Source organism: Bacillus sp. FJAT-44742, assembly GCF_002797315.1.
Lineage (GTDB): Bacteria > Bacillota > Bacilli > Bacillales > Marinococcaceae > Thalassorhabdus > Thalassorhabdus alkalitolerans.
Map to the genome: position 1 here is coordinate 259,717 of NZ_KZ454937.1, position 24,661 is coordinate 284,377.

Consider the following 24,661-nt stretch of genomic DNA (forward strand, 5'->3'; position numbering starts at 1 on the left):
GTCAGGTCTCATAAGAAAGCGCTTCCTCAGCATGGAGGGAGTGCTTTTTTGTTTAGTCAATTCAACAAAGGGCTACGGGGGCGAAGTCCCAATGATTTTTAGAGTTGTCATCTAAACGATAGAATGATGGGGATGGATAAGCTCAGTAACAACGGCAGTAGGGGGATTTCTCAGTGCAGCTTCCTTTCCTCCAATCAATGCCTGGATCTTTGAAACCTGGGATTACCCCTCACCATACAAGAACCTATGTTCCTGGGTTACCACAATACAGGAAGCTTTATTCCTTTTCTTATAAATTCCCCAACAAATGGGACGGTTTGAGATTGAATAGGCTTTGCACCTATTACTGTTTGTTTCTAAATCGTAAGTTTTATAGGGGTGCCCAAAAACTTAGGTTTTTTAGGTTATTATTTAGGTTACTAGGGTGGGTGATAACATGAGTAAAAACGAAAACCTAGGTGAGAGTAACGTGGGTGAAAACATAGATAATATTGAACTGATCGTGAAAGAGGTTTCGAATATCATTGAAGAAACACCTAATGTCATCCGAAATTGGATGAAAGAGTTAAAGCCATACATTCCTCTTACGAAAAATGCTTCTGGCTATAATGTGTTTGCTCGGGAGGCTTTAGAAAAAATAAAGCTAATTAAGCAGCTTCATCGGGAGCAAACTATTCCATTCGCCAAATTGAACATTACTTTGCAACAGGTGGAGAAGCTTATAAGCCCACGCCAGAAAAAGGGACGGATGAAATACTGGCTGAGGATTTAAAAAAGATTAAGGAAGAGTTGTCTCTTAGAGAAGAACAGCATAATCAAAAAGATTTTAACCAAGAGCTTTTAAAGCGATTAGATCATCAGCAAGAATACATAGATCGAAGACTAGAAGCACGCCATCAGAAGTTAGACCAGTTCATTACAGAATTTCGTGAAGTGAAACGTTTGGAGGCTGCTGCAAGTGAAGAGAAGAAATGGTGGAAGTTTTGGAAGTATCGACTTTGAGCTCAACGAAAAACGCCTGTGTACCTATCTAGGTAGTAAGGCGTTTGATCTTAACTATGTAATCTGCCTGGTTTCGTGCTCTCGTGATTCTTGAACTATGTTGTTTATATATCCTTCGGCAGCAAGCGTATAGTGTTTGATAGTGTCTTCTCGGTCTTTCATAAATTGGTCTACGCCAACACTAAGCATCGGACCATACCGCATGGTGGTTTTGTGTGGATCCTCTAAGCCAAATTGTATCTCTTCTTCGACGTAAGCCAGCCCTTTTGTATGGTGCGGAATCTTTTTAAAAGTCACGAAGATTGAAATGTTATGAGTGTTCATATTTCCTCCTTTAAAGTAAAAACATCATTTAATTCTATAAAAACCTACTTCTCTTTTGTTCTTTGTATCGTTAATCGTTTCTCAGTAGTAAAATAATAACATTTATTACCTTTTATTAGGAGTGTTATATTGATCCAATTATAACGACAAAAAGTCTAAGGTAGCCAATCCGGGTAGAAAACTTGGATTCAATATATTAAGGTTTTTAACAAAGTTAGTAGGGTTGGTAAAAACCTGAGTAAAAGAAAAACCTTAGGTAAGCACAAGAAAGGTTGAATGGTGGAAACCCTGTGAGGAGAGGACAATCGGCAAGGAAAAGCACAAAAACTATAAAAAACTGTGTAATAGTCTCTTTTTGTTCCTAGAAACTGGTGGACGGGGTATAAAATATCGGTGTGAAGAGTCAAAAGAATCCCCGTTTCAGTTGATAAAAGAGGGGGTAGGGATAGTAAACATAGGATCTCTAGACTTTTCACGGTGATATTTAACAAAGGAGGGGTAGATAAATGGTAAAAGTGTTTTGGATGATTGCTCTATTTTTACTTATTCCAACTACGGCTCTTGGTCAAGAAGAAAATACGTATACAGTAGAACCCGGAGATACCATGTGGAGCATCTCTCAACAACACGATCTGACGGTCGATGAACTCCTACAGGCTAACCCAGACATCCTAGATGTAAATACAATCTATGCCAATCAAGTGATTCAACTTCCTAGCCAAGGAGACGGACAAAGTACACCTTCTCAAGCCGAACAATCTGAAGAGGGCCTTGTACAAGAAGTGATTCGCTTGACCAATGAAGAACGTGCTCAGCATGGTTTGGATCCTTTAGAACCATATGGAGATCTTGCTGAAGTGGCAGAAATGAAATCTGTGGATATGAGAGATCAAGACTATTTTTCTCATTATAGCCCAACTTATGGAGATCCTTTCGAGATGATGACCTCTCAAGGGATTGAGTTTCAAGGGGCAGGTGAAAACTTGGCTGCAGGTCAAACCTCTCCTGAGCAAGTAGTAAGGGAATGGATGGAGTCTCCTAGTCACCGGGATAATATATTAAGACCTGACTTTACCCATATTGGGGTGGGGCACATCGAAGGTGGTTCTTCTGGGACGTACTGGACCCAAATGTTTGTAGTAAAGTAAGGGTCCATCAAGCAAAAGTGTTTACCTAACGGAATGAAGCAAAAGGGGATCACGTATTTTCTTCACCTTCTAAAAGGTTAGTAGGTGGGTGATAACATGAGTAAAAAGAAAAACCTAGGTGGAATATTACCGATGTTTTCTTATGATTCAAACGAGAGGCTTTAAGGTGAACTGATAGGCCGTAACTTGGGTGAAAAAGAACCTAGGTGAACAACTAGATTCAGGCACTGCTGAATGATCATTTCATTTACCGTATTATCAATGTTTTAACAAGATAGCAAGAAATCATAACTAGCTAGTAAGTGTAAAAAGGTCCTAGTATGTATCAGTGGAAATTTGTATACACTGATGTTGGGACTCTTTAAGGCGATTCCGTACATCAAGTTAACCTCCAGAGTCCTATCCTCGCTAGTAAGGGAGCCTTCGGGCTCCTTTTTACTTTCTATTGAAGATGTTTCTGCCCTGGGGAAATCAGTGGTATAAAAACACCTGATAAATCTTCTTCAGAAATCGAGTAAATTTTCCATCCTTGTTTTCCTCTTTCTAGTATCATTTTTCCAGTACATATTTTGGTTTCGTGTTTGTTTTGATAAAGCAATTTATAATAGACCACTGAATAGTAGGGTTTGATTGTCACCACTTTGGTTTCCAACAAATGTATTTGTCCAAAGTGTTTCATATTCCTTCGAATGTTTTTTTCTTCTCCGTAGGTAACCTGTATAAAATAGCATTAAGAAGGCCAATAAAATCATCCGCATTTTTTTCATTTATCGCAGTGATCATGGATGTAACCGTAGAAATAATTTCACGCTCTTCTAATTTATCAAGTCCAATTGAAAACAGCCCACTGAGTAAAACGATCACGGTAAAAAGTTTTTTCACAACCTTGCCCCTCTGTATACATTATGTTAAATTTTTAATTCTGAAATGGAAGCCCACAGCTCGATTAGTATGTACGTACGGAACTCCATATATGTTTTGTTAATGAAAGCAAAAGATACTCTCCTGTAGGATTGGCAAAAACCTAGGTGAAAAAAGAAAACCTAGGTGATAAATGATGAACCTTTGTGAGGAAAAAAGAAATGCAAAGTGGCGTTACTCAAAGAATCTATGACGGAGTTTCCGGTATTTTTATTATATAAACACGTTTAACTTCCTGGTATTAAAGCGGAGGAGGGGTCATTACGATGAAAAGATACGGGTTGTCAATTGTTACTTTAAGTGTTGTTGGACTATTCGTTGCATGCGGGGAGAAATCGGTAGAGACGGGAACAGAAGAAATAAGAGCCGAAGAAACAGAGAACATAGAAGGAGAGGAGACCGCAACCAATCCAACAGAAGGTGTGGTTGCCGTTGAAGAGGTTGAGGAAGTAGAGCCAGGGGTCGAAGAGCAGACGGAAGAAACTCCACAATACGAGCAATTCGTTTCTGATTATAATTCGTTCATTTCTATGTATTTTGACAGTGAGGCACTTCTTAACGTAGAAGACATTGTGCCTCATTCAGATTATGATCTACAGATGAATGGGTACGTGACTCATTCGATTAAGGTATCTGAAAAGGGGAACGTTATCGAAGTGACACTTCTTGGTAAGACGAACGATAGCCAAGAAGGGAGCCGAGAACTGCCTGTGGCTTTGGCTGGTACCATGCACGCAATGGATCAGGATCATTTCGAGAGTGTCGAAGAGATAGACGCGTTTTTAACAAACGAAACCGAGTTTGATAAATATACTTCTGAAGGGGAGAAGAGGATCAAGGCTGAAACAGACTCGGTTGAATACTCATTTATTGACTTGAATGACAGCATGCTAATTACGGTGAAGCCAAAATAAAGACCCTTCAAGGAGGGCTTTCCCGTTGCCTATTTTTTCGCTAGTACACTTTTAAGGCAGCGTGTATTTTTAGCAAGTATAAAGGCTCTCTCTCGTCTCTAATCATCAACAATGAGAACATATTGACAAAACGCCTCGGGGTAGGAACAAGTTATGATGTAGTGATTCGAAAATTGGATGTTTTGGGGAAAGAAATGTGTATGACTTATCAGATACTCCTTTTGTTATTGGAATGTTGAGAGAGTTAATGCTGCTCTGTTATTCATTTTTCTTGCTAGTATTAGGGCTTTTAATAAGCCATATTTGTGGTCCTTCCTGCCTTTTAATATGTAAAACAATTAACAAGATACTAATTTCATTTAAACAAGGTGATATATTGAATTTCCTCCTTTTGTTTTATGATTACGTGAATAATATTTCTTAAGAAAGAGAGGTATAACGGAACCTCTCTTTCTGTGTAAAAAGAATGCAGTAATTTTACTTAGAGTGTTGTTCGTTTAAGATCCCAAAAATAAAGAAGCAGCATGAGCGAAATATGGCTCAAACTGCTCCTTTATTTTGCATTGACTATTGGAATAGGTAGAGTTTTCTTTTAGATACATTTTCACCAGACAATTAACCACTTGCCGACTAAATATTGACTTACTCGTACAATAGGAGGTTAAATGAATGGATGTTTCTATTTTACATAGTTACAGATCCTCCCGATTTTTTCCACTTCGACAGCTACAATATCTCCCGACTCCATTGGACAGCTTCCGGAAGGGGAACCAGTAGACAAAACATCTCCAGGCTCTAGTGTCATAACTTGAGAAATCCAACTAATAAGGAAAGGGATGGAAAGGGACATTTGATTTGTATTGCCTTCTTGTACTACCTTACCATTTAATGTTGTGACTATCTGTAAATTAGTTGGATCTAGCCCTTTCACAATACACGGACCCAACGGACCAAAAGTATCGAAACCCTTGCCACGTGAAAATTGTGGATCAGTTCTTGTAAGGTCTCTTGCAGTTACATCGTTAAATATAGTACAGCCGAAAACATAATCTAACGCCTCTTCTTCCTTTACGTCTTTGCATTGTTTCCCAATGACAAGTGCCACTTCCCCTTCCATCTCTACCTGTTTGGATAAAGTACTTGGAGGGAGAACTATTTCTGCCTGATCAGGAATTAGAGAAGAAGGTGGTTTTAAAAATAAGAAAGGTTCTTTCTGGTTAGCTATACAACCCGTCTCTGTTGCATGTTCGGCATATGTCCAACCGAAATTAACAATTTTTGAAGGCACTACCGGTTCTAATATTCTTACATCATTGTATTTTACTCTTGACCCAGAGTATTCTAATTTATTGTTCAAAATTTGTGTGAAATTACTAGACAATTGTAAAATCTCTTCACCTTCAACTATTCCGTAATGGATATTTCCACTACGTTGCTGAAATCTTACTAGTGTTTGCGTGGTCTGTAGTACCTTCATTTTTGGACCAACTCCATCATATTACTTTATAAATTTAACCTGCTCACTTATTAACGCGTACTGTTCTTCTTTCTTTTTATTGAACTCTACTTTGTTTTCTTCATAGAGGTTATTTCCCTCAGCGTCAATAGAAACAATGAGTGGTCCAAATTCTTTTACTTCACATACCCAAAGAGATTCAGGCATACCAAGGTCCTTCCAGTGTACTTCTTTGATCTTTTCAACTTTCTGTGCTGCATAAACCGCATTCCCAGCTGGAAAAACAAGGTGAAGTGCTTTATGGGTCTTGCATCCCTCTTCGGTGTTCTTTCCCATTCCACCCTTTCCAACGATCAGTTTCACACCTGTTTCTTCAATAAACTCTTTTTCAAACTTTTCCATTCTCATACTAGTGGTGGGACCAACCGAAACAATCTCATATTTTTCATCACCATGGTCTCTCACAATAGGCCCTGCATGAAAAATAGCTTTCCCCTTAAGATCTACCGGTAGGGGCACTTTTTTTTCAATTAGTCTCCTATGAGCAACATCTCTGCACGTAACTATGGTTCCAGTTAAATAAATAATATCTCCTACTTGTATATCTTTAAGATCCTCATCTTTTATAGGTGTGGTCAATACCTTTTCACTCATAGTTCTACCCCCTTGTGAGTACTGATTTCGTAGTTTAAGTTGCTGTCAAAAGTTATCTTTCCTCTTCTGTGGGACCAGCATCCGGTATTAATGGCAACTCCAATAGTGGAAGGGTGCCTTGCTGTATTCACCACGTTCACACCCATGACAGATTTAGATCCCTTAAGCCCCTGAGGTCCGAGGCCAATTTCGTTGATTCCATCTTCTAAAAGTGTTTCCATTTTAGCAGCGTTTTCATTTTCATTATGACTACCGACAGGTCTCATAAGAGCTTTTTTTGAGTTCATAGCTGCTGTTTCAACAGACGTACCGACACCGACACCCACAAGAAGAGGAGGACAGGCGTTAACACCGTAACTTGTCATTCGATCAAGTACAAATTTGACCACGCCTTCGTAGCCTTCCCCTGGCATTAAAACGGTTGCCATTCCTGGAAGAGTACATCCCCCTCCAGCCAAGTAGGTATAGATTTCCACTTTGTCACTATTCTCTTCAATTTCCCAAAAAATACTGGGTGTCCCATCTCCGATATTTTTTCCTGTGTTGTATTCATCAAAGGTCTCTACAGAATTATGCCGTAAAGGCATTTCCTTCGTTGACTTAAACACACTCTCCCTTAAAATACTATCCAATTGTCCAATTAAAGGAAAATCCTCTCCACACTTAACAAAAAACTGAATAACACCTGTGTCCTGACAGGAAGGCCTCTTTAATTCACCAGCTAACTTCTGATTTTCTTGCATCGTTTTGTAAATAATTTTTGCAAGACGGTTATCTTCTTCCTCGCTTAACTCTTTTAATTTATTTTCAACATCATCCGGAAGTTTATAGCTGACAAGAGATGTAAACTTAGACATTAGATCGATCATTTTTTCTACTTCTTTTTTAGTATCTACTTGTGCTTTCTCCATAACAATTTCCCTCCTGTTTATTCTTTTAATTTGTTAGAAACCCATTAGCTAACTCTACCTGCTTACAGGAAACTCATAGTTACTTTGCAGTGAAGTGAGAGTTAATTTCTCTGACTTCATCATAATTAACGTATGCGTTATTGTCAAATTAATTATTCGAAATCATCTTTTTAATTTTAAAAATGTTGTTATATAAAGGATTTTTAACTCAATTTTAAAATTTTCTGAAAAATATATTGACTTTAACGTATTAATTAATATAACATTCAGAGTGTATTCCGATCTAAAGTCCGTTTTTACTACATTTTTGTAAACGGTACCATCTTTAACGGGAGAACTTTAAGGGGAGGAGACTTTATTATGATTAACACAAAGGGGTTTTGGAACCAGTCTTGGAGGTGGAGTGACCAAATTAAACAATCATTAAAAAGTTTAGTAGGTATCCATACAATGGCAAGTATTTCAAGCAGCACCGAAAAGGAGGTTCACACACCTGATCACAATACTACTAATAGAGAAATTAGACCTGATCCTGAAAAAAGAGAATATAGTAAGCCTCAACTTATTGGTCTTTTAACTGGACCGTCCTTATTTTTTTTAATTAATTTACTAGTTTCACCGCAAGGCATGTCTGACGAAGCCATTAGTGTTCTAGCGATTGTAGCGTGGGTTGCAACTTGGTGGGTGACTGAGGCCATACCGATTCCATTGACATCCTTATTGCCACTAGTCTTGTTTCCTTTAATGGGGATAATGAGTACGGGAGAAGTTTCATCATCATATGGGGATCCTCTAATCTTTCTCTTTGCCGGGAGCTTTATGATAGCGCTTACAATGGAAAAGTGGAACTTACACAGGCGAATTGCGCTCGGTATTATTGCATTAATTGGGACAAATCCTAATACGATTATCCTCGGGTTTATGAGTGCTACTGCCTTCTTATCTATGTGGATTTCCAATACGGCCACAACAATGATGATGGTGCCCATGGCAATTGCAGTAACAAAACATGTGGCAGATTCAATGAAAAAGAATGATTCCACAGACACTATAAATCCAACCGACTTTAAGTTTGGAACTGCTTTACTGCTAGGTACAGCATATGCAGCAACCATAGGTGGTTTTGGTACATTAATCGGAGCACCAGCCAACACAATTTTGGCTGCTACTGTCAACAACTTGTATGACGTTCAGATCTCATTTGCTCATTGGATGCTTTTTGGAGTTCCCTTAGTCTTTTTACTTATTCCATTTACTTGGTTTTATCTAGTGAAGTTTTCATTTCCTATGAAGTCAAAAAGTATTTCCGGGGGTCGAAGTATTATCCAAAAGGAACAAAAAGAATTGGGTCAGATTAGTTATGAGGAGAAAATTGTACTGGCTGTTTTTTCCTTAGTAGCTATTGCATGGATGACGCGTAGTTTCCTGCTGGAAGGTTTCTTGCCTGGAATAGATGATACAATCATCGCCTTAATTGGGGCTCTTTTATTATTTTTGATTCCTTCCAAAAACCAAGACGGGAAACTTTTAGATTGGGAAACAGTAAAAAAACTCCCTTGGGGTATTTTATGGCTTTTTGGAGGAGGTTTAGCTATTGCCTCTGGTATCTCAAACTCAGAACTCGATCAATGGATTGGGGGACAACTAATAAACTTTACTGAAGTTCCTCTCTGGTTGACTCTTTTAATAATTATCGGAGTTATCACTATTCTTACTGAATTTACATCTAATACAGCCACTTCCACAATGGTTTATCCAATTGTGGCAGCGGGTGCCGTTGCGATAGGCATAGATCCTATCATCTTAATGATAGCTGCTTGCATGGGAGCAACTTTTGCGTTCATGCTTCCGGTTGCAGCCCCACCAAATGCCATCGCATTCGCTTCAGGTTACATTAAAATGAGCACAATGGCCAAAACAGGGATATGGTTGAACTTGTTAGCCATTCTCTTCTCTGTGATTATTGTATCCTTGTTAGTTCCCCTTATTTTTGGCGGTTTGTTGTAAATCACATAACAACAGAAAAGCCAGTAAACACGTAATACTGTTACTGGCTTTTAAACTTCCTTTAATTTGTTTTACGTATTGTGGCACTTTGTGAAATGAACATTAGATAAAATCGAGGAGGAGTGATAGTGTGGAACATAAACACTTTAAATTAGCAGTAATACCTGGGGATGGCATTGGAAATGAGGTCATTAATGAAGGATTAAGAGTTATAGACCATTTAGCTAGAATTTCTGACAATAGCTTTTCATTTGAAAAGGATTATTTTCCTTGGGGATGCGAGTATTACTTAAAACATGGGAAGATGATGGATGAAGATGGACTAGACCAGATTAAAAACCATGATGCCATTTATTTTGGGGCTGTTGGATTTCCAACAGTTCCCGATCACATTAGTCTCTGGGGACTTCGTATAGCGATTTGTCAAGGATTTGACCAGTGGGCGAATATTAGGCCAGTTGAATTTTTACCTGGGGTAGAAAGCAAGCTCAATCACCCCGGAAAAGAAGATTTGAACTGGGTACTAGTTAGAGAAAATACAGAAGGTGAATACTCAGGTATAGGGGGAAGGAATTTTACTGGAAGAGGAAAAGGGAAAGAAGTAGCCGTGCAATCATCTCTTTTCACAGAAGAAGGATGCGAAAGAGTAATCCGTTACGCATTTCAATTAGCTTTAAAGAGGAAAAGAAAAAAAGTAACAAGTGTTACGAAGAGTAACGCTCAACAGTATGGAATGGTTTTGTGGGATGAAGTATTTGCAAGGGTAAGCAAAGACTTTCCAGAAGTAGAGACAGACCAATGGTTAGTTGATGCGATGGCTGCTCAGTTTGTCCTGCACCCGGAAGAATTAGAGGTGGTTGTTGCGTCTAACCTAATAGCTGATATTTTATCGGATTTAGGAAGTGCACTAGCCGGAAGTCTTGGGATTGCCTCCAGTGCAAATCTAAATCCAGAGGGGCGTTACCCTAGTATGTTTGAGTCTGTACATGGTTCAGCACCAGATATTTCTGGAAAGGGTATAGCAAATCCAATCGGAGCTATAGGTAGCGCAGCTTTAATGTTAGAGAATCTTGGGTTGGCTGACGAGGCTAGTTTGATAAACAAAGCAATTCGAGAGACGACTCAGGAGGGGGTATTAACTGCCGATATTGGAGGGAATAATTCCACAAAAGAAGTTACTGATACCATCATTTCTCACCTTTCAAAACTATACAGAAGCATCTAAGAAAAAGAGACATCTAATATAAAAAACCAGCATTTAAGCATATTATTGCTTTTTTTGATAAAACATAATAATTTTATAATTAACATCAGTTTTTTATAAATTACTAAAGTGGTGAGAAAATGAACCAACAATTATCTAACAGTGAGGGTACTTCTATTAATATTACAAAGGTGAGGGGAGACCTTGAAAATATTATTACCAATATCGAGGAGACAAGGCTTCCAGAAAGGGCTTACCAAATCTTACGTTTAGCTATTAGAGATTTAAAGCTTATGCCGGGAAAAACAATACTAGAGCGAGAAATGGCAGAAGTTCTAGAAATGAGCCGAACCCCTGTAAGAGAAGCATTGGTTCGCCTTCAAACTGAAGGGGTTGTAAAGCTTATACCAAGAAAAGGTTTCACTGTTGAACCAATAGAGAGAGATGATTTACGAGAAACTTATGAGATTGTAGAAGTTTTAGAGGGATTGGCTGCAAGTATAGCAACATCCAAAGTAGAGAACATTGATTTAGAGGAGCTTGAATCATTAGTCGTTTCCCAAGAGGAGGCTTTGAAAGAAAACGATTTAGAATCATGGGCTAAACTTGACGACCTTTTTCACTTAAAAATTATAAAACACGCTAATAACAAAAGATTAAGCAGCGTCATTGAAATACACGCCGATCAACTGTATAGGGCTCGAATGTTTACCATTAGTGAACGTCCTCTCCCTTGGCAATCGATTGTTGAACATAGAGCTATACTCGCTTGTATGAGGGCTAAAGACAATAAGGCTGCAGAATTGTCTATGCAATCTCATCGAAAACGAGCTCGAAATGAAATTTTAAAAGCTCTGTAGAACCGAGTAAAAACAGATAAAAGATCTGAAATATATTCTTTTAAAAAATCAAAATTTAATAAGGAACTATTCTTCGAACGTTGTTATGCTTGGTTCTTTGTACATTTCTACAGCGAAGGATACGACAACACCCACACCCTAATTTTTAATGGTGAACAAAGAAAATAAACATTTTATTTTAAAATCTATTATTAGCAAAGAAGCTGGCGAGCGTCAGCTTCTTTTCTAAATCTATGATCAACACTGTGAAGTGACCAGTTCACTCGTGAAAAATAGTCAGCCAACAACAAATAGCAGGGAGAATGGCGGGGATAGATTGTTTGCTTTCTTTAAAGAAGCCTATCAAGTTTTAAAAATTGGTAGCTGTTACACTTTAAGTTTTCCATCATATTGTTTCGTTGATTGTGACGGTTAATCCCTTGATAAGCAAGCATAGTTAGGTCTTTTTAAGGTTATAATCATGTGAAAATAGGGGTGGGTGTGAAAAGTATTAATTAATCCTTTTATAACAAGAATTATGAAGCCTTTATCATATGATAATCACCTGAATATAAGGGGGAGAAAGATGTTAGATAGCGGTGAGAATCGAATCGGAGAAATGGCAAAAAGACATAATTTAAAAGATTACTCTATACAAAAATGGTGTGATGATGGATTAGTTAATTTTAGATGGGATGAAGAGTTTGGTCGAGTCATCAAAAGTGAAGAGGATAAGAAGATACAAAGAATTAAGGAAATTAAAAAAGAAAAGGGACAAAAAACTTCTTCAGAAACCATTCGTAGAATGCTTATTCAAGAAGGGTTGATAAAAGAACAAACAAATTTATCTGAAATTAAATCTTCAGGGATGCAAAAATCCATGGAAAATGCACTTGAAGAAATAGGAGTAAAAGATATTTTACTGACGCTGGCTGAACACATACATACGATTCCTACAAAAGAAGATATCTTAAAATTAGGTGATAATCAAGCTGAGTTTGCTAGGATTCAATCAGATTTGGAAAAAGAAAAAGAAAAGGCTGACCAATTAAAGCAAATTGAGGTTGAAAATCGAGAACTGAGAAAAGAAAATGCAGAATTAAAAAGTAGGCTTGAAACCCTTTCAAATGAATTAGAATCTTTGAAGGAAGACTATAAAGAGGTTGCCTTAAAGAAAAAGCCTATGTTTGCCTGGGGATCCAAAAAATAAAGAAGCATCCTAGAACGACGTATGGTCCAGGCTGCTTCTTTATTTACAAATTATTCAGGAGGGTGATCTTAGTTGTTCCTTTATTATTAGGCTATAAGTTAAATGAAAAGAAGATGAGCAGTACCTTTGCAAGTCATCGATAAAAAGAGAATACAACGTATCCTCTCTTTTTTAGCAAGTTCAATGCCTTTCTGTTGTTTTTCCTTTAAGATGCTCCTATTAATACGCTGTTTTTTTAAACCCGTTCCATCTCCATAAGGTTCAGTTCAATAGACCTTTTATAGATATGGTTCCTATTCATGGCAGATAGTTTCTTTAAAATGCGCGCGACTCTGTTATTAACAGTCGTCACAGACAGATGGACATCTTTTGCTATTTGAACATTTGTTTTTCCATGAACTATTTCGTGTAGAATCATTAACTCTGAATCAGACAAATATCTTTTAAACATTTCATCTTTTATTTTTAAACAATACATATTTTGATCTAACGGTACTATAACATCATTTTTTTTATTGGGGGAACGTACCTTTTTTAATAACTCAATAAAAGATTTATGTAAAGGGATATCAATAAAACCTTGCCAGGTACATGTTTCTTTCCATAATTGAAAAAGAGCATCACTCGAATGGACATTGCTGTAAAGGTAATTCACCTCGCATCTTATTACTAGTTCCATGATTTCAGTGTCCACTGCAGAAATAATGACACTAATCTTTTCGCTATGTTCTTTCGAAAGTGTTAATAGCGTAGGTAACGTATGCAAGTAATAAGAATGGAGAAGAACGAAAGACCCGTTATCATCTTTCATTTTTACATGATTTGTATTTTCTTCAATAGTTTTCAAGGGCCTTATAAAAGCAGACTTGTATAACTTAAAATCCTTTTCTTCCACGAATACATAATATGATTGTTCCACTATGGTGCCACCTCTCTATTTTCCCTCCATATTTTTCTCGTTAAAGATTTAATACAGAAAAACCACTTGATTGATGTGTAGAAGAAATCTTTAGTGTAAACAAAGGAAAACAGCATTCGTTACTTTTATGGTAATAGTTTTATCTTAAATGTATAGACATAAAATATGGAATATGGGACAATATTAAAAGTTGCTTAAGGTAAACATATTTTATCAAAGGTAAATTTATTATCCAAGACTAATATTTTTACCTCTTGTAAACTATCATATGAAACAGACTAATTTTATAGCAGAGGAGAGGAAAAGAAATGAAAAAATGGTTAGTTTTAATGGGGATATCTACAGTAGTAGTAACCGGCTGTGGCGAGATGGATGAAGAAGCAGGAGTTGATGAAACGGCAGAAGAAGAAACCGTTGAAGAAGAACAGGACACAGACACTGAGGATAATAACGAGGAAGCTGATGGGGACGAGGACGAGATTCATGTAACAACCAGTTTTTCTGTGATCGGAGATTTTGCTGACAACATTGTTGGGGATCGGGGAACAGTAGAATACATAGTTCCAATTGGAGAAGAACCACATGAATATGAGCCTGTGCCAAGTGATTTCCAAAAGGTCAGCGATTCAGAAGTTTTTTATGTCAATGGTCTAGATCTTGAAGAGTGGCTGGAAGGCTTGGTTGAAAATGTTGGGGATGTGCCCATTGTAGAACTATCAGAAGGGGTAGATCCTATAGCTCTTGAAGGAGATGACGGGCATGACCCTCATGTTTGGCTATCTCCAAGCGCTGCCTCTGTGTATGTTGAAAATCTTGTGAAAGACTTGGTTGAACGCGACCCTGAGGGTGAAGAAGAATATAGAGAAAATGCAAAGGCCTACCTAGAAGAGTTACAAGACCTCCATGAATGGACAGAAGAAAAAGTAGAAGAAGTACCAGAAGATAATCGCATCATTGTTTTATCGGAAGATGCATTCAAATATTTTGGCAGAGATTATGGATTTGAAACGGATGGTATCTGGTCCATTAATTCCCACGAGGAAGGAACCCCAGGCCAAATTAACCGAATTGTTGATCTAGCAAGAGATGAAGACCTGCCAGCCTTGTTTCTCGAATCAACCATTAACCCGCAGTACATGGAAACTGTAGCTGAAAACTCTGGAGTAGAAATTTACGAGGAGTTTGTTTATACAGATGCCGTGGGACAAGAAGGCAGTGGAGCAGAAACTTATATCGATATGATGGAACACAATGTAGAAACCATTGTAAACGGGTTAAGTCAATAACACGGGAAAAAACCTCAAAGAAAAAGCAAAAGATGACTGGTTCTTCCCAGTCATCTTTTGCTGTATTTATTAAAAAGAATATACAAAAGAAGGAGTGATCCGATGGGTTTCAGACCGTTCTTTCCCTCACATCTTAAGATTTATATTATAATCATTCTTATTCTTTTCCTCTTTTTTATCAGCCAACGGTTTTAACATTCTCTCACCAATTAGACTCTTTTTTGGGGCTCGTTTCTCTTTTCTCTTTGTCTGTCTCGTTTTTACCATTCCCTCCTGTGTCTTCTGGGGGTTTTTTTCTATATAACGATTTCGCATAAATAACAAAAGCAAGGATAATCAGGGCAAATAACACCCCAATAAGGCAGAAAATAAGAAGTGTAGTGAGCGTAACGGTGATTATGCCATCAAAAAGAACAACATTTCCCCTCCTTTTTAGAGTGAGACATAGCTTGTTAATAATAAGAAAACAAAGTTCCAATAGCGGAAAACCTATTCAGTAAAAGATCCAGCTTCTTCTGGCTGTTCAACTGCTTCTTGGACATTTTCTTCCTGCCCATTTTCTCTATTCATTCGGTCGATAACATGAGAATGATCAATCTCAAATACTAGCCTTTCATCATTTTCTACTATGCTTTCTGTATTCATTGTATCTTTTGTCAACTGTCTGAAGATGCGCATTTTATGAAGTTCGCCGGTGGTTCCTGTTAAAGGACGAGGCTGCGCTTCAAATATCCGAAAGGGTAACAATTCTAATGTCGCATATCCATCGTGATGCAATTGGTAATTAGCAACGACAGTGTCTCTTGTCCGAGTCCATCCTTGGTCAAAAATAAAGTTTCCAGTTGAATACATAATAAAGCTATCATTGTACGTATCTACAGATTGTAAAACGTGCGGGTGGTGACCAACGACGATGTCCGCCCCCATATCAGCAATAAAGCGAATTAACTCCTTTTGTCGCGAGGTGGGTGCACTGTCATACTCCGTGCCGGCATGAAAATGTGCAATGACAAGATCAGGATCGTATTGGTCATAAAGATTTCTCATCGTAAGAGCAATATGGTCTGGATCTGTTGTCAGTACCCCCGAATCATCCTCACTCACCGTTTCTAAATCAGAATAGTGAACATCGTTGAATCCGACTACACCAACGGTCAGCCCATTGATTTCTTCTACATAGGGTACAATCGCTTCATCTAGATCCAATCCCGCGCCCACCACATCTACCGTTGACTGACCAAACGTTTCTAGTGTAGTGACAAGGCCTTCTTCTTTGTAATCCATCATATGGTTATTGGCCAGACTAACCACATCAAAATGAGCATCTTCAATCGCTTGAACAGCCTCAGGCTGTGAATAGAGGTGAATGACCTTATCGGCCGCATCATATTCCTCCTCATCAGCTGAGAGTACAGGGTGTTCGTAATTTCCTGTCGTTAAGTCAGATTGTTCAAAAATGGGTTTTACGTATTTGAAAATATATTCAAATCCATGCTGATCTGCTACCTCTTCCACATGCCTTCCCAGCATTAAATCCCCGACCATGGAAGAAGAAAATAGGATATCATTTTCATCAATTGTAAACTCCACCTCTGGAGGCGTTGAAGCGAATACCCTGGCAGATGCTAACAAGATAACACAAACCCCAATAGCTACAATCGAATGCAATGTGGCCTTTTTCTTATGTTTCTTCCCCGTGGCGAGAATTTTTTCTTTTAACGTTAGTTTATTTTTTTTCATTTAGAAAGCTCCTTGGAAAGGGTATATTTAATCTTATTTCAATTTCATTGATTTTCCTTTATAAGTATATTTTATATCAATAGTTTCCCTAAGGAAATACTTTTCACTTAATGAAAACCGAAAACTTTACCTAGGTAAAAAATAGTGCGAACTGAAAAGAGAGAGGTATATCGAAACCTCTCTCTTTTTTATAGTAAAAAAAGATTGTTATCGTGTGGGAGTCCAAAAATTAAAGAAAAAGCGTTTGTTTGGCTGGGGATCCAATAAATAAAAAGAAGCATCCTAGATTTAAGTATGGTCCAGGCTGCTTCTGTATTTACAAGGTTATTCAGGAGGGTGATCTTAGTTGTGCCTTTATTATTAGGCTATAATCACCTTATTAGACGTGGACACATTGAAGAAAAAGGGTACAATAAACCCTTCTTGAATTCAAGAAGGGTTTATTGTCTTAGAGGGTGTAAACAAAACAATGAAAAAATTACTTTAGCAGGACATCGATGAAGAGAGAATATAAAGTATTCTCTCCTCATAGTATAATACACTTCATTTATAAATAGGAATGGTTCTTATTTATCATTTTGCTTTGTAGGTATTTCCATTATGGTCAACTTATTATCCATTCATTATTACCTAATTTTTATTGGAAGACTGCTCTAACTTGTACATTCTCCACTTTCTGCGTGGCCCTGGCGATCCCATCGGAAGATGGGCTATTCGTGGAGCTGGTAATATCCTAAAGACTCTCCGGGTGTGGGGATAAAACGGGTATGCGTTTAAGGTCTCATACACAAAGACAGAGAAGTTGCAGAGATTAATAGGTGGGTAAAAACATGGGTAAAAACAAAAACCTAGGTAAGAATAACATTAGTAAGAACCTGGATACAATTTATTGAACGTAAGTAACATAGGTTTTTGAGGCGCACTGCAAAAAAAGATGGGGGGTTGATTTTTTTCTTTATACCAAGGAATCTTCCTCTTACATACTTTGGACCTGAAGATAGTTCTTTCTCTTCAGTAACTCTCTGTACCTCCCTATGCTTCATATACCACCAACTTGGCACAAGAAGCATGTCTAGTTAAAACCATTAATTCCTATACGGGTTAATACGGGTTGCATTTATGACATGGACTATAGAGAAGGACCGATTGATTCCCTTTTCGGTTTACCCCTTTATAGGGAGAGTAGCAAAAGAATACCTCTCCGCTTACCCTGGCGATCATAAGAAAACGTCCAAGACAATGGGGGTGCTCATGATTAGAAAATTCTCTCTTCTTCTACTTTGTATACTATTGCTTTTGACGGGTTGCTGGAATGCAAGGGAGTTAGATGAATTATCTATCGCTTCAATGATAAGTATTGATAAATCAGATGAAAACAAGTATGAAGTTACCGCGCAAATTATTAATCCTGCCCAATATGTGGAGGAGGAACGCACCGACCGTGCTCCGGTGGCAACACATAACGTCTCAGGAGCATCTGTTTTTGAAGGGATACGTAGACTAACGATTCACATTCCCCGAAAACTTTATTTAGCACATATCAGAGTCGTCGTTATTAGTGAGGAGATCGCTGAAGAGGACTTTACCGAAGTATTAGACTTCTTTTTCCGTGATCATGAAGTAAGGACTGATTTCTTTATAGTGATCAGCAAAGATCAACCTGCAAAAAATGTCTTGAAGGTATTATCGCGGATAGAGGAACTACCTGCAGAAAAGGTTTTTTCCTCCATCACTTTTTCTGAAGAAAATTGGGCACCAACCAAAGGAATGCAAATAGATGACATTATTGAGCAGTTTATCCTAGATGGACAAAACCCCGTAGTCACGGGAATTAAGGTTGTTGGCGATCAGGAAGTAGGGGGAAGAAGAGAACACGTGGAAACCATTGAAACCGAGGCGGTTTTGAAGCTGCACAATCTTGCTGCCTTTCGGGAGGGGAAACTGGTAGGATGGATGACAGAGGATCAAAGCATAGGATATAACTATATCCGTGGCAATGTGCAAAGCACCTTAGGTGTAATTCCTTGTATTAACGACAATATCACATATGAAGTGATCCGTTCAGAAAGCTCCATTGATGCAAAGCTTGTAAATGGGGAACCAATGGTTAATGTCACTATCTCAACTGAAGGAAATATCGCAGAAGTGACTTGTGACCTTGAAACGTCACCTCAAACCATTAAAAAACTTGAAAAACAAATAGCAAACAACATTGAAACCTTGGCAATTTCTTCAATCAACCGAGCCCAAACTGATTTTAAAAGCGACATCTTTGGATTTGGAGAACAAATTCGCAGAAGTGATCCCACCTACTGGAAAAGTGTAAAAAATGGTTGGAACACTCATTTTGAAGATCTCGAGGTAAATGTGGATGTTGATTTCTCTATTCATCATACAGGCACATTGACTGAGTCCTTCATTAATGACAAGAAAAATTAATTTTTCAGGTAGCGATTAAAAGAGAAGGGCCTATTTTAGAAAAGCTAGGTGAAAGTAACAAAGGGGAATGGAGAAACAAAAACATCCTTCTTTAAATGATAAAGAAGGATGTGTGAAGAGTGAGTATGCAACTAGGAAAAACACTGTTCACTCCTATGTTCCTGTTTGGTCTCTCGTTCAAACATGGAATTATCGAAAGGTAAAAAGTACAAAAAACCCATGACATATGAGCATCGAGCAAGTGTTCATTGCCTCCTCTTGAAGGTTTTCAAGGGGAAAACATTTGTTTTATTTTGAGGTTTTCACCCAATAGGCTGCTTCTCGGCTGGATGGTGAAGGTGGGAAGTTCTTTCCTTGTTCCACTTTAATTTCTGTGTTGTCGTTTTTGTTATTCCCATTCACTAAACTATCGACTTTGTAGGTTCCACTTTCCAGCGCTTGTTCTCCTGTCTTGTACTTATCTTGGGCCATCAAAATTCACCTCCAAAAAGTATAAGAACTATTTCCCTTTTTCCTTTCTTTTAAACGGTTCGAAGAAAAAAGGGAGGCACAACTGAGAAGGAAAAGGGTACATAAACATTCTATAAAAGAATCGTATAAATGTGGGAAATTGTTTTTTTATAACTAGACAAAAGGGAAAAGGGGTAGGAAGAAAGCAAGGGAAGAGTCAAGAGATCCCTTCCCCAGTTTTTGGAAAGGAGGGTTGGGAATGAATAAAAAAATTCTTTATTCATTGTTAACAGGTATGGTCGCCGTAGGGTTATTAGGCGCTTGTAATGATGCCGAAGGTGATGAGGGGTATGAAACAGATGGTTTTGAGGAAGAGAGTGATATGGAAGAGGACGGACTTTAAAATCTGTTCGTAAGACCGGGTACCAATAAGGGGGTACGAACGGGCCGTATGGGACCCAAATGGTTTGTGGAACCGTAAAAGAGTTCCTTGCTTACGTACAACGTGTTTATTGAAAGAAGGGAACCAACAGAGAAGGGGAAACATCCTCTAAAAGTACTTCAAAGATAAAAGAAGCACACCCCTTTTGGTGAGCTTCTTTTTGTATGGCTGCCTTATTTTTTTTCTCTCTCCACTTCATCTTTTAGAAGAACCATTCGGTGGAAAGGGAACTCTTCCTCTTTTCCTTCTAGGGGAAACTCCACCACTTCCGCGCAAATGGTTCTCTCATATTCTGCAATAACTTTCATTTCTTCTCCCTTAAAATATACCTTTTCTTCTATGGCGAAATCCGTAAACATCTTTCCGATAAAGGGATTCGCATTGCGTTTTGGTGGAGGTTGATGGTTTTTCATACAAACACCCTCTTTCATTAGAATCAGGATTATTCAGTGGAACGAAGGAGTTGAAATAGATGATAGATGATTTTGTCGAAAAAAGCAAAATGATTTAGGGAGTGATAGTGGTAAGTATGAAGGTCAAAAGGAAAGAAAACAATAACCGTTGTGGTGACAAAAATGCCAAGCAAAGACCTATGTTGCTCAAACACAAGGATTTAATTTGCTATTTATGACTGTTTCCTCCGTCGATTTTCCCGTGTGAAGACGCTTGATGAAAGCATTGCGTCCGACTTCAGTCGCTACCCATTTCTTCAAGAAGGCAACAAATAGTGTGTGAACCTTACTACTATTCGTTCTTTTTCTTGGAATCTTTCTCAGCTTTTTTTATACTTATCTTATCCTCTAGCTTCAAAAAATGGCAGGTTATGGTTTGAGGGAGTGACTGAAAGATTGATGGGGAAAGAGGGAAAGAGACACATGATACCAGCCAACTATATGTTCGTGGAAGAAAAGGACTTTGCCGTGTATCATCAGGTATTGATAAACAAAAGAGAAACGATCCAAAATGACGAGAGGTTCACAACTGAAAAAGAGCTAAAGATCCATCTGATCCCCTACTATCCTCGCAAGTTGCCTCGTTTAGTAGCGCAATTGAAAGAAGATAATAAGCAGGCCCATATGAGTGTGGTTTTATCGGCGCCAGACTTCCCTTTTATCAAGAAACTTATTAAAATGGACGTTTTTCATTTTTATAGTAACGTTCATTCAGGGGATGCTCTCTTCCAGTTATGGAAAGAGACCCACGCCTGGCTCAGTTTTGTAGATGTCCCTTTTCAAAAGTGTTTGAAAGACATCGCAAAAGAATTGGTTCAGTGGAATAACTTCAGCCAAAGATATGATCCTGTCATGGACCCAAATGAGGGAATGTATCAATTGATTGTTGAGGAAGAGTCAGTCAAAAGCTACTTGACCTATTCTGAAACCCTTGTGGTACAGAAAGTGGTGAAAGGGAAAACCAATATCCAAATAGCCGAAGACCTGTATGTGTCAGTATCCACAGTCAATAACCATGTGTCACACATTTTACATAAATTATCTGTCAGAAATAAGGCTCAGTTGTTGAAACGGTTGATTGAAATGAAACTCGTTACCTTGGTGGAAACACCCAAACCACAAAGAAGCTAGCCGGTATACTGGTCCAGGTAGCTTCTTTGTGGTATAGATGAGAAGAAAGTCTATGAAGATAGAGTTTTCTTTTACTACGGGTGTAAAATTAGAAAAAACAAACGTTTTATTTCTTTATCTTCATAAAAAAAGAGAATGCCATTCAATAGAGTTTAAGGGAGTAACTTTTTTAAGAAAAAAAGGATTTTATCTCTTTTTTGAAATGTATGAAATTGTCCGTGGTTTGTTACATAGGAGAAATAGAAGAAGATAAAAAGCAAGAGGAGTCCACCAAAAAATGAACATGTACGTAGAACCAGTGGTGTACTTTTGTATCATTGTGATGAAAAGAGATGATAGCCTGAGTATGATTTGGTGGGAGACGTACGCGGCTTTTTTTAAGAGAGACTATGGAAAGAGACACAAATCACCTGATGTGGTGAAAGGAGGACAAAACAAACCACCCTTCTTTATTAAAGAAGGGTGGTTTGTCTTTGGGGTTTAGACGAAAAATGAAAAGTACCTTTGCAAATCAGCAAGGGAGAATATTATGTACTCTCACTTGTAGTATAATACACTTTAGTTATAAATGGGAATGGTTCTCATTTATCATTTTACTTTGTAGGTATTTCCATTATGGTCAACTTATTATCCATTCATTATTACCTAATTTTTATTGGAAGACGGCTCTAACTTGTACATTCTCCACTTTTTTTGCGTGGGATGCCTCCACCATCTGCTAAGGACCTTTCATGACTAGCCCAATTTACAGTATGAGTATGCCAGCTAGGCTACGGATCTTTAAGAATTGTAGCTCTTCCTATGGTATTCAACCCTGCTTTACAAAGAAATAGTTTCCCGTTCTTGAGAGTAGTCCTACGGCTTCAGGTACAGAAACTAAGGATAGCATGTCGGTCCTTGTTTTGTTCAACATTCTTCCTGGTTCATTGTAAACTGTATATTTCTTATCCTTTCTTGTAAAATGTTTTGTGGTAATATCTTTTATTACCCCCTTTAACAAAAACCCTCTTTATAAGGAGGGCTTTTTTGTTTGCATGATTGGTTGTTGGAGTACCACTATATTTCATACCATGTATACTTTTATTGGAGGTTTTATTTTATGCGTAAGTGGATAGGAGCTCTTTCGATATCCTTGGCAGCTGGAATTTTTAGTGCAAATCAAATGGAGGCATCAAGTACTCATACCGTACAAAGTGGAGATACCCTCTGGTCTATCGCAAACCAAAATGATGTAAGTGTGGAGGAACTAAAGAATACAAATAACCGAGGCGGAACGAAAATTTATATTGGGGAATCCTTACAACTTCCATCGTCCGAAAATGAGCACAGTACATCCGATAAGCCATATGAAGGGGACGTTACAGAGGAAGAAAAACGGTTGTTATCCCAGATCGTTACAGCTGAAGCTGCGGGAGAGCCATATGAAGGTCAAGTAGCTGTAGCAGAAGTCGTTCTAAATAGAGTGGACAGCTCTAAGTTTCCTGATACCATTCAAGACGTTGTCTATGAGCCAGGACAATTTTCACCAGTGTTGGACGGATCTATAAACCAACCGCCGGTAGAATCGGCTGATCACGCTGTAGAAGAGGCGTTAGAAACAGGTGGTTCAGGAAACGATTCTTTGTTTTTCTATAACCCTGAAATAGCAACAACCCATTGGAATGCCACAAGAGAAGAGACGATGACGATAGGAAATCATGTCTTTTCTAAATAAGGAAAAAATAAAAGATTAGTAAACATAAACGCTAGTTTTCTACTTAAAATTGTTCATTTTATTGAATAGGAAAAAGTAGGTTTTGAAGGGATAATATTCAACATAGTACTTACATACCTTGGAGGTCCCTTTTAGCAATCAGTACTAGAGAGAGAAAGGACCAATGTAGCTATGAAGACAAAAAGGCACTACTTCGTTATTATGTTTGCCGCAACCATACTTTTTGTGTATGCAGGAATTCTTTGGGAGAGAGACATCGCAGAATCACATGCTGCCGATCCTTCAGAAGGAATAGTCAGTGAAGCGGAAAATGGGTTATTGGTTAGATCATCTCCTGATCCTTCTTCTTCTGTGATCGGAGGACTACCTAATGGAACAGAAGTCACAATTCAGGATATACACGGAGATTGGGGCGAGATTCAAGTCGATGGAAGCGTGGGATATATCAGTCTTTCTTATGTGACATTACGAGCTTCTGCTTCCGATTCTTCCTCTGTTATCGAAGAGGAAGTGATAGCGATTGATCCAGGCCACGGCGGAAAGGATGCTGGCGCAGAAGCCTTTGGTCTACAAGAGAAAGAAGTAGCCTTGGACATCGGTCAGCGGGTACAAGAGAAGTTAGAAGGGCGTGGGGCTGAGGTAGTGATGACACGTACAAGTGATGTGTTTGTCGAGTTGTCAGAGCGAGCCCGTATCGCCAATGAGGCGAATGCCAGCTCCTTTATCAGTATTCATGCGAATGCTGCCCCTGGAGAGGCTCAAGGAACCGAAACCTTTCATTACCCTGAAAGTGAAAGCAGTGAAGAATTAGCATCCTATATTCAAGAAGAATTGCTGAAAGAATTAGGAACAACGGACCGAGGAGTCAAAAGTGAGAATTTTTCTGTGCTATCCCAAACAGACATGCCCGCCGTGTTAGCTGAAGTTGCTTTTATCGATCACGAGTCAGACGCTTAGAAGCTTCAATCGAATGAGTATAGAGAAAAGGCGGCAGAGGCCATTATCAGAGGAATAGAGAAGTACTACCACAATCAGTAAAGAGAAGGGGGAATTTCTCCTTTTCACCCGTGTTGTTCAGTTAAGAAGAAAGTCTATGGGAAATCCCTTTCTTGTTTTTATTATGAAAAAAAGTCAGAAAAATCAAATATTCCCTTAACCCCATTTTTATACAAAAGACCTATATGATGGTATATAAGACTCCAACCTTCCCCCATGTGCCAGGCAGAGAAGTTATTTTTTCTCTTATCGCCACCTATGTTTATGGTTAATTTAGTTATGTCCGGTTATTGATCAAACTAAGAAGCTATTGGATGCTGGGTATAAGTGAGTGGGTGGGGTATCATCTAATAATTAGTAATGGGTTTATTTTCTTCGTGGTTATTTCCTTCTAGCTTGACAAAAGAAAAATATACCCAGTATAATTAAAGAAATATTTTTGCATTAAGGAAACAATTTGTCTTTAAGGGAAATTCTTTCCTCCCAGAAATGTTTGCTCGTA

The 24,661-nt window shown here is 38.3% G+C and carries 26 protein-coding genes; 15 read left to right on the forward strand and 11 right to left on the reverse strand.

The annotated features are described in order from the left end of the window. Window positions 1–436 precede the first annotated feature (436 nt). Complete coding sequence (locus CEF17_RS20770) at window positions 437–772, forward strand: MerR family transcriptional regulator (RefSeq protein WP_232725677.1); 336 nt, start codon at window positions 437–439, stop codon at window positions 770–772. 17 nt (window positions 773–789) lie between these two features. Continuing rightward, complete coding sequence (locus CEF17_RS20775; RefSeq protein WP_232725678.1) at window positions 790–1,002, forward strand: DUF3967 domain-containing protein; 213 nt, start codon at window positions 790–792, stop codon at window positions 1,000–1,002. A gap of 54 nt (window positions 1,003–1,056) precedes the next feature. Here the strand turns inward: CEF17_RS20775 and CEF17_RS19480 are convergent, their stop codons facing one another. Continuing rightward, complete coding sequence (locus CEF17_RS19480; protein ID WP_232725680.1) at window positions 1,057–1,299, reverse strand: hypothetical protein; 243 nt, start codon at window positions 1,297–1,299, stop codon at window positions 1,057–1,059. A gap of 533 nt (window positions 1,300–1,832) precedes the next feature. Here CEF17_RS19480 and CEF17_RS19485 point away from each other — a divergent pair. Continuing rightward, window positions 1,833–2,474 (forward strand): CAP domain-containing protein, encoded by a 642-nt coding sequence (locus CEF17_RS19485; protein WP_100401178.1) that lies wholly within the window; start codon window positions 1,833–1,835, stop codon window positions 2,472–2,474. 442 nt (window positions 2,475–2,916) lie between these two features. On the opposite strand, the gene CEF17_RS20520 is transcribed toward CEF17_RS19485, so the two are convergent. Both CEF17_RS20520 and CEF17_RS19495 read right to left on the reverse strand, forming a co-directional pair. Next, window positions 2,917–3,153, reverse strand: a complete 237-nt coding sequence (locus tag CEF17_RS20520; protein ID WP_100401179.1) for a hypothetical protein — start codon at window positions 3,151–3,153, stop codon at window positions 2,917–2,919. Next, window positions 3,150–3,356: a hypothetical protein gene (locus tag CEF17_RS19495; protein WP_100401180.1), complete on the reverse strand. Its 207-nt coding sequence runs from the start codon at window positions 3,354–3,356 to the stop codon at window positions 3,150–3,152. The genes CEF17_RS20520 and CEF17_RS19495 overlap by 4 nt, the downstream gene beginning before the upstream one ends. 305 nt (window positions 3,357–3,661) lie before the next feature. On the opposite strand from CEF17_RS19495, the gene CEF17_RS19500 reads away from it, so the two are divergent. Next, a complete protein-coding gene (locus CEF17_RS19500; protein WP_100401181.1) occupies window positions 3,662–4,309 on the forward strand; it encodes a hypothetical protein in 648 nt (215 codons plus the stop codon). A gap of 679 nt (window positions 4,310–4,988) precedes the next feature. Here CEF17_RS19500 and CEF17_RS19505 read toward each other — a convergent pair. Genes CEF17_RS19505 through ttdA form a run of 3 tightly spaced genes read right to left on the reverse strand, consistent with a single transcriptional unit; the run spans window position 4,989 to window position 7,330 of the window. Continuing rightward, on the reverse strand, window positions 4,989–5,786 hold the full coding sequence (locus CEF17_RS19505; RefSeq protein WP_100401182.1) for a fumarylacetoacetate hydrolase family protein: 798 nt from the start codon (window positions 5,784–5,786) through the stop codon (window positions 4,989–4,991). Between the two features lie 21 nt (window positions 5,787–5,807). Beyond that, entirely contained in the window at window positions 5,808–6,419 is a 612-nt protein-coding gene (ttdB, locus tag CEF17_RS19510) for a L(+)-tartrate dehydratase subunit beta (protein WP_100401183.1), read from the reverse strand. Beyond that, window positions 6,416–7,330, reverse strand: coding sequence for a L(+)-tartrate dehydratase subunit alpha (gene ttdA / locus CEF17_RS19515; protein ID WP_100401184.1), 915 nt, complete (start codon window positions 7,328–7,330; stop codon window positions 6,416–6,418). Before ttdA ends, ttdB begins: the two co-directional genes overlap by 4 nt. Before the next feature lie 360 nt (window positions 7,331–7,690). Between ttdA and CEF17_RS19520 the strand changes: the two genes are divergently transcribed. The 4 genes from CEF17_RS19520 to CEF17_RS19535 all read left to right on the forward strand — a co-directional run bounded on the left by CEF17_RS19520 (window position 7,691) and on the right by CEF17_RS19535 (window position 12,590). After that, window positions 7,691–9,337 (forward strand): SLC13 family permease, encoded by a 1,647-nt coding sequence (locus tag CEF17_RS19520; RefSeq protein WP_100401185.1) that lies wholly within the window; start codon window positions 7,691–7,693, stop codon window positions 9,335–9,337. 130 nt (window positions 9,338–9,467) lie between these two features. Beyond that, window positions 9,468–10,562 carry a tartrate dehydrogenase gene (locus CEF17_RS19525; RefSeq protein ID WP_100401186.1) on the forward strand — a complete coding sequence of 365 codons (1,095 nt, stop codon included), beginning with the start codon at window positions 9,468–9,470 and terminating at the stop codon, window positions 10,560–10,562. 119 nt (window positions 10,563–10,681) lie between these two features. Next, on the forward strand, window positions 10,682–11,401 hold the full coding sequence (locus CEF17_RS19530) for a GntR family transcriptional regulator (protein ID WP_100401187.1): 720 nt from the start codon (window positions 10,682–10,684) through the stop codon (window positions 11,399–11,401). A 565-nt stretch (window positions 11,402–11,966) separates the two neighbouring features. Next, window positions 11,967–12,590: a hypothetical protein gene (locus CEF17_RS19535; RefSeq protein ID WP_100401188.1), complete on the forward strand. Its 624-nt coding sequence runs from the start codon at window positions 11,967–11,969 to the stop codon at window positions 12,588–12,590. 235 nt (window positions 12,591–12,825) lie between these two features. Here CEF17_RS19535 and CEF17_RS19540 read toward each other — a convergent pair whose 3' ends face one another. Next, window positions 12,826–13,509, reverse strand: coding sequence for a response regulator transcription factor (locus CEF17_RS19540; RefSeq protein ID WP_100401189.1), 684 nt, complete (start codon window positions 13,507–13,509; stop codon window positions 12,826–12,828). 308 nt (window positions 13,510–13,817) lie between these two features. On the opposite strand from CEF17_RS19540, the gene CEF17_RS19545 reads away from it, so the two are divergent. Next, on the forward strand, window positions 13,818–14,795 hold the full coding sequence (locus CEF17_RS19545; RefSeq protein WP_232725682.1) for a metal ABC transporter substrate-binding protein: 978 nt from the start codon (window positions 13,818–13,820) through the stop codon (window positions 14,793–14,795). A 489-nt stretch (window positions 14,796–15,284) separates the two neighbouring features. Here CEF17_RS19545 and CEF17_RS19550 read toward each other — a convergent pair whose 3' ends face one another. Continuing rightward, the gene (locus CEF17_RS19550; RefSeq protein WP_100401190.1) at window positions 15,285–16,535 is read right to left on the reverse strand and encodes a CapA family protein; all 1,251 of its coding nucleotides are present in this window, start codon (window positions 16,533–16,535) and stop codon (window positions 15,285–15,287) included. Window positions 16,536–17,654: 1,119 nt separating this feature from the next. On the opposite strand from CEF17_RS19550, the gene CEF17_RS19555 reads away from it, so the two are divergent. Continuing rightward, window positions 17,655–18,974, forward strand: a complete 1,320-nt coding sequence (locus tag CEF17_RS19555) for a Ger(x)C family spore germination protein (protein WP_100401191.1) — start codon at window positions 17,655–17,657, stop codon at window positions 18,972–18,974. A gap of 288 nt (window positions 18,975–19,262) precedes the next feature. On the opposite strand, the gene CEF17_RS19560 is transcribed toward CEF17_RS19555, so the two are convergent. Further along, window positions 19,263–19,445 carry a YjzC family protein gene (locus tag CEF17_RS19560; protein WP_100401192.1) on the reverse strand — a complete coding sequence of 61 codons (183 nt, stop codon included), beginning with the start codon at window positions 19,443–19,445 and terminating at the stop codon, window positions 19,263–19,265. A gap of 238 nt (window positions 19,446–19,683) precedes the next feature. Here CEF17_RS19560 and CEF17_RS20530 point away from each other — a divergent pair, with 238 nt between their 5' ends. Beyond that, window positions 19,684–19,827 (forward strand): hypothetical protein, encoded by a 144-nt coding sequence (locus CEF17_RS20530; RefSeq protein WP_198509050.1) that lies wholly within the window; start codon window positions 19,684–19,686, stop codon window positions 19,825–19,827. A 212-nt stretch (window positions 19,828–20,039) separates the two neighbouring features. Here CEF17_RS20530 and CEF17_RS19565 read toward each other — a convergent pair whose 3' ends face one another. Continuing rightward, window positions 20,040–20,279 carry a hypothetical protein gene (locus CEF17_RS19565; RefSeq protein WP_100401193.1) on the reverse strand — a complete coding sequence of 80 codons (240 nt, stop codon included), beginning with the start codon at window positions 20,277–20,279 and terminating at the stop codon, window positions 20,040–20,042. Between the two features lie 29 nt (window positions 20,280–20,308). Further along, window positions 20,309–20,473: a hypothetical protein gene (locus CEF17_RS20780; protein WP_232725684.1), complete on the reverse strand. Its 165-nt coding sequence runs from the start codon at window positions 20,471–20,473 to the stop codon at window positions 20,309–20,311. Between the two features lie 229 nt (window positions 20,474–20,702). Between CEF17_RS20780 and CEF17_RS19570 the strand changes: the two genes are divergently transcribed. From CEF17_RS19570 to CEF17_RS19595, 4 genes are all read left to right on the forward strand, one after another. After that, on the forward strand, window positions 20,703–21,449 hold the full coding sequence (locus CEF17_RS19570; protein WP_198509051.1) for a response regulator transcription factor: 747 nt from the start codon (window positions 20,703–20,705) through the stop codon (window positions 21,447–21,449). Window positions 21,450–21,726: 277 nt separating this feature from the next. Further along, window positions 21,727–21,933, forward strand: a complete 207-nt coding sequence (locus tag CEF17_RS19580; protein WP_100401196.1) for a hypothetical protein — start codon at window positions 21,727–21,729, stop codon at window positions 21,931–21,933. A 615-nt stretch (window positions 21,934–22,548) separates the two neighbouring features. Next, window positions 22,549–23,163 (forward strand): cell wall hydrolase, encoded by a 615-nt coding sequence (locus tag CEF17_RS19590; RefSeq protein ID WP_100401198.1) that lies wholly within the window; start codon window positions 22,549–22,551, stop codon window positions 23,161–23,163. Between the two features lie 171 nt (window positions 23,164–23,334). Further along, window positions 23,335–24,120 carry an N-acetylmuramoyl-L-alanine amidase gene (locus CEF17_RS19595; RefSeq protein WP_100401199.1) on the forward strand — a complete coding sequence of 262 codons (786 nt, stop codon included), beginning with the start codon at window positions 23,335–23,337 and terminating at the stop codon, window positions 24,118–24,120. The last annotated feature ends 541 nt before the right edge of the window (window positions 24,121–24,661 follow it).

What these genes read in the sequence shown, in the direction of transcription:
- CEF17_RS19595 (WP_100401199.1), top strand. Translation starts at nt 23,335, where the DNA reads ATGAAGACAAAAAGGCACTACTTCGTTATTATGTTTGCCGCAACCATA.
- CEF17_RS19505 (WP_100401182.1), bottom strand. Translation starts at nt 5,786, where the DNA reads ATGAAGGTACTACAGACCACGCAAACACTAGTAAGATTTCAGCAACGT.
- CEF17_RS19485 (WP_100401178.1), top strand. Translation starts at nt 1,833, where the DNA reads ATGGTAAAAGTGTTTTGGATGATTGCTCTATTTTTACTTATTCCAACT.
- ttdA (WP_100401184.1), bottom strand. Translation starts at nt 7,330, where the DNA reads ATGGAGAAAGCACAAGTAGATACTAAAAAAGAAGTAGAAAAAATGATC.
- CEF17_RS19580 (WP_100401196.1), top strand. Translation starts at nt 21,727, where the DNA reads ATGAACATGTACGTAGAACCAGTGGTGTACTTTTGTATCATTGTGATG.
- CEF17_RS19530 (WP_100401187.1), top strand. Translation starts at nt 10,682, where the DNA reads ATGAACCAACAATTATCTAACAGTGAGGGTACTTCTATTAATATTACA.
- CEF17_RS19560 (WP_100401192.1), bottom strand. Translation starts at nt 19,445, where the DNA reads ATGGCCCAAGATAAGTACAAGACAGGAGAACAAGCGCTGGAAAGTGGA.
- CEF17_RS20770 (WP_232725677.1), top strand. Translation starts at nt 437, where the DNA reads ATGAGTAAAAACGAAAACCTAGGTGAGAGTAACGTGGGTGAAAACATA.
- CEF17_RS19565 (WP_100401193.1), bottom strand. Translation starts at nt 20,279, where the DNA reads ATGAAAAACCATCAACCTCCACCAAAACGCAATGCGAATCCCTTTATC.
- CEF17_RS20530 (WP_198509050.1), top strand. Translation starts at nt 19,684, where the DNA reads ATGAATAAAAAAATTCTTTATTCATTGTTAACAGGTATGGTCGCCGTA.
- CEF17_RS19550 (WP_100401190.1), bottom strand. Translation starts at nt 16,535, where the DNA reads ATGAAAAAAAATAAACTAACGTTAAAAGAAAAAATTCTCGCCACGGGG.
- ttdB (WP_100401183.1), bottom strand. Translation starts at nt 6,419, where the DNA reads ATGAGTGAAAAGGTATTGACCACACCTATAAAAGATGAGGATCTTAAA.
- CEF17_RS19545 (WP_232725682.1), top strand. Translation starts at nt 13,818, where the DNA reads ATGAAAAAATGGTTAGTTTTAATGGGGATATCTACAGTAGTAGTAACC.
- CEF17_RS19555 (WP_100401191.1), top strand. Translation starts at nt 17,655, where the DNA reads ATGACATGGACTATAGAGAAGGACCGATTGATTCCCTTTTCGGTTTAC.
- CEF17_RS19590 (WP_100401198.1), top strand. Translation starts at nt 22,549, where the DNA reads ATGCGTAAGTGGATAGGAGCTCTTTCGATATCCTTGGCAGCTGGAATT.
- CEF17_RS19520 (WP_100401185.1), top strand. Translation starts at nt 7,691, where the DNA reads ATGATTAACACAAAGGGGTTTTGGAACCAGTCTTGGAGGTGGAGTGAC.
- CEF17_RS19500 (WP_100401181.1), top strand. Translation starts at nt 3,662, where the DNA reads ATGAAAAGATACGGGTTGTCAATTGTTACTTTAAGTGTTGTTGGACTA.
- CEF17_RS20520 (WP_100401179.1), bottom strand. Translation starts at nt 3,153, where the DNA reads ATGAAACACTTTGGACAAATACATTTGTTGGAAACCAAAGTGGTGACA.
- CEF17_RS19535 (WP_100401188.1), top strand. Translation starts at nt 11,967, where the DNA reads ATGTTAGATAGCGGTGAGAATCGAATCGGAGAAATGGCAAAAAGACAT.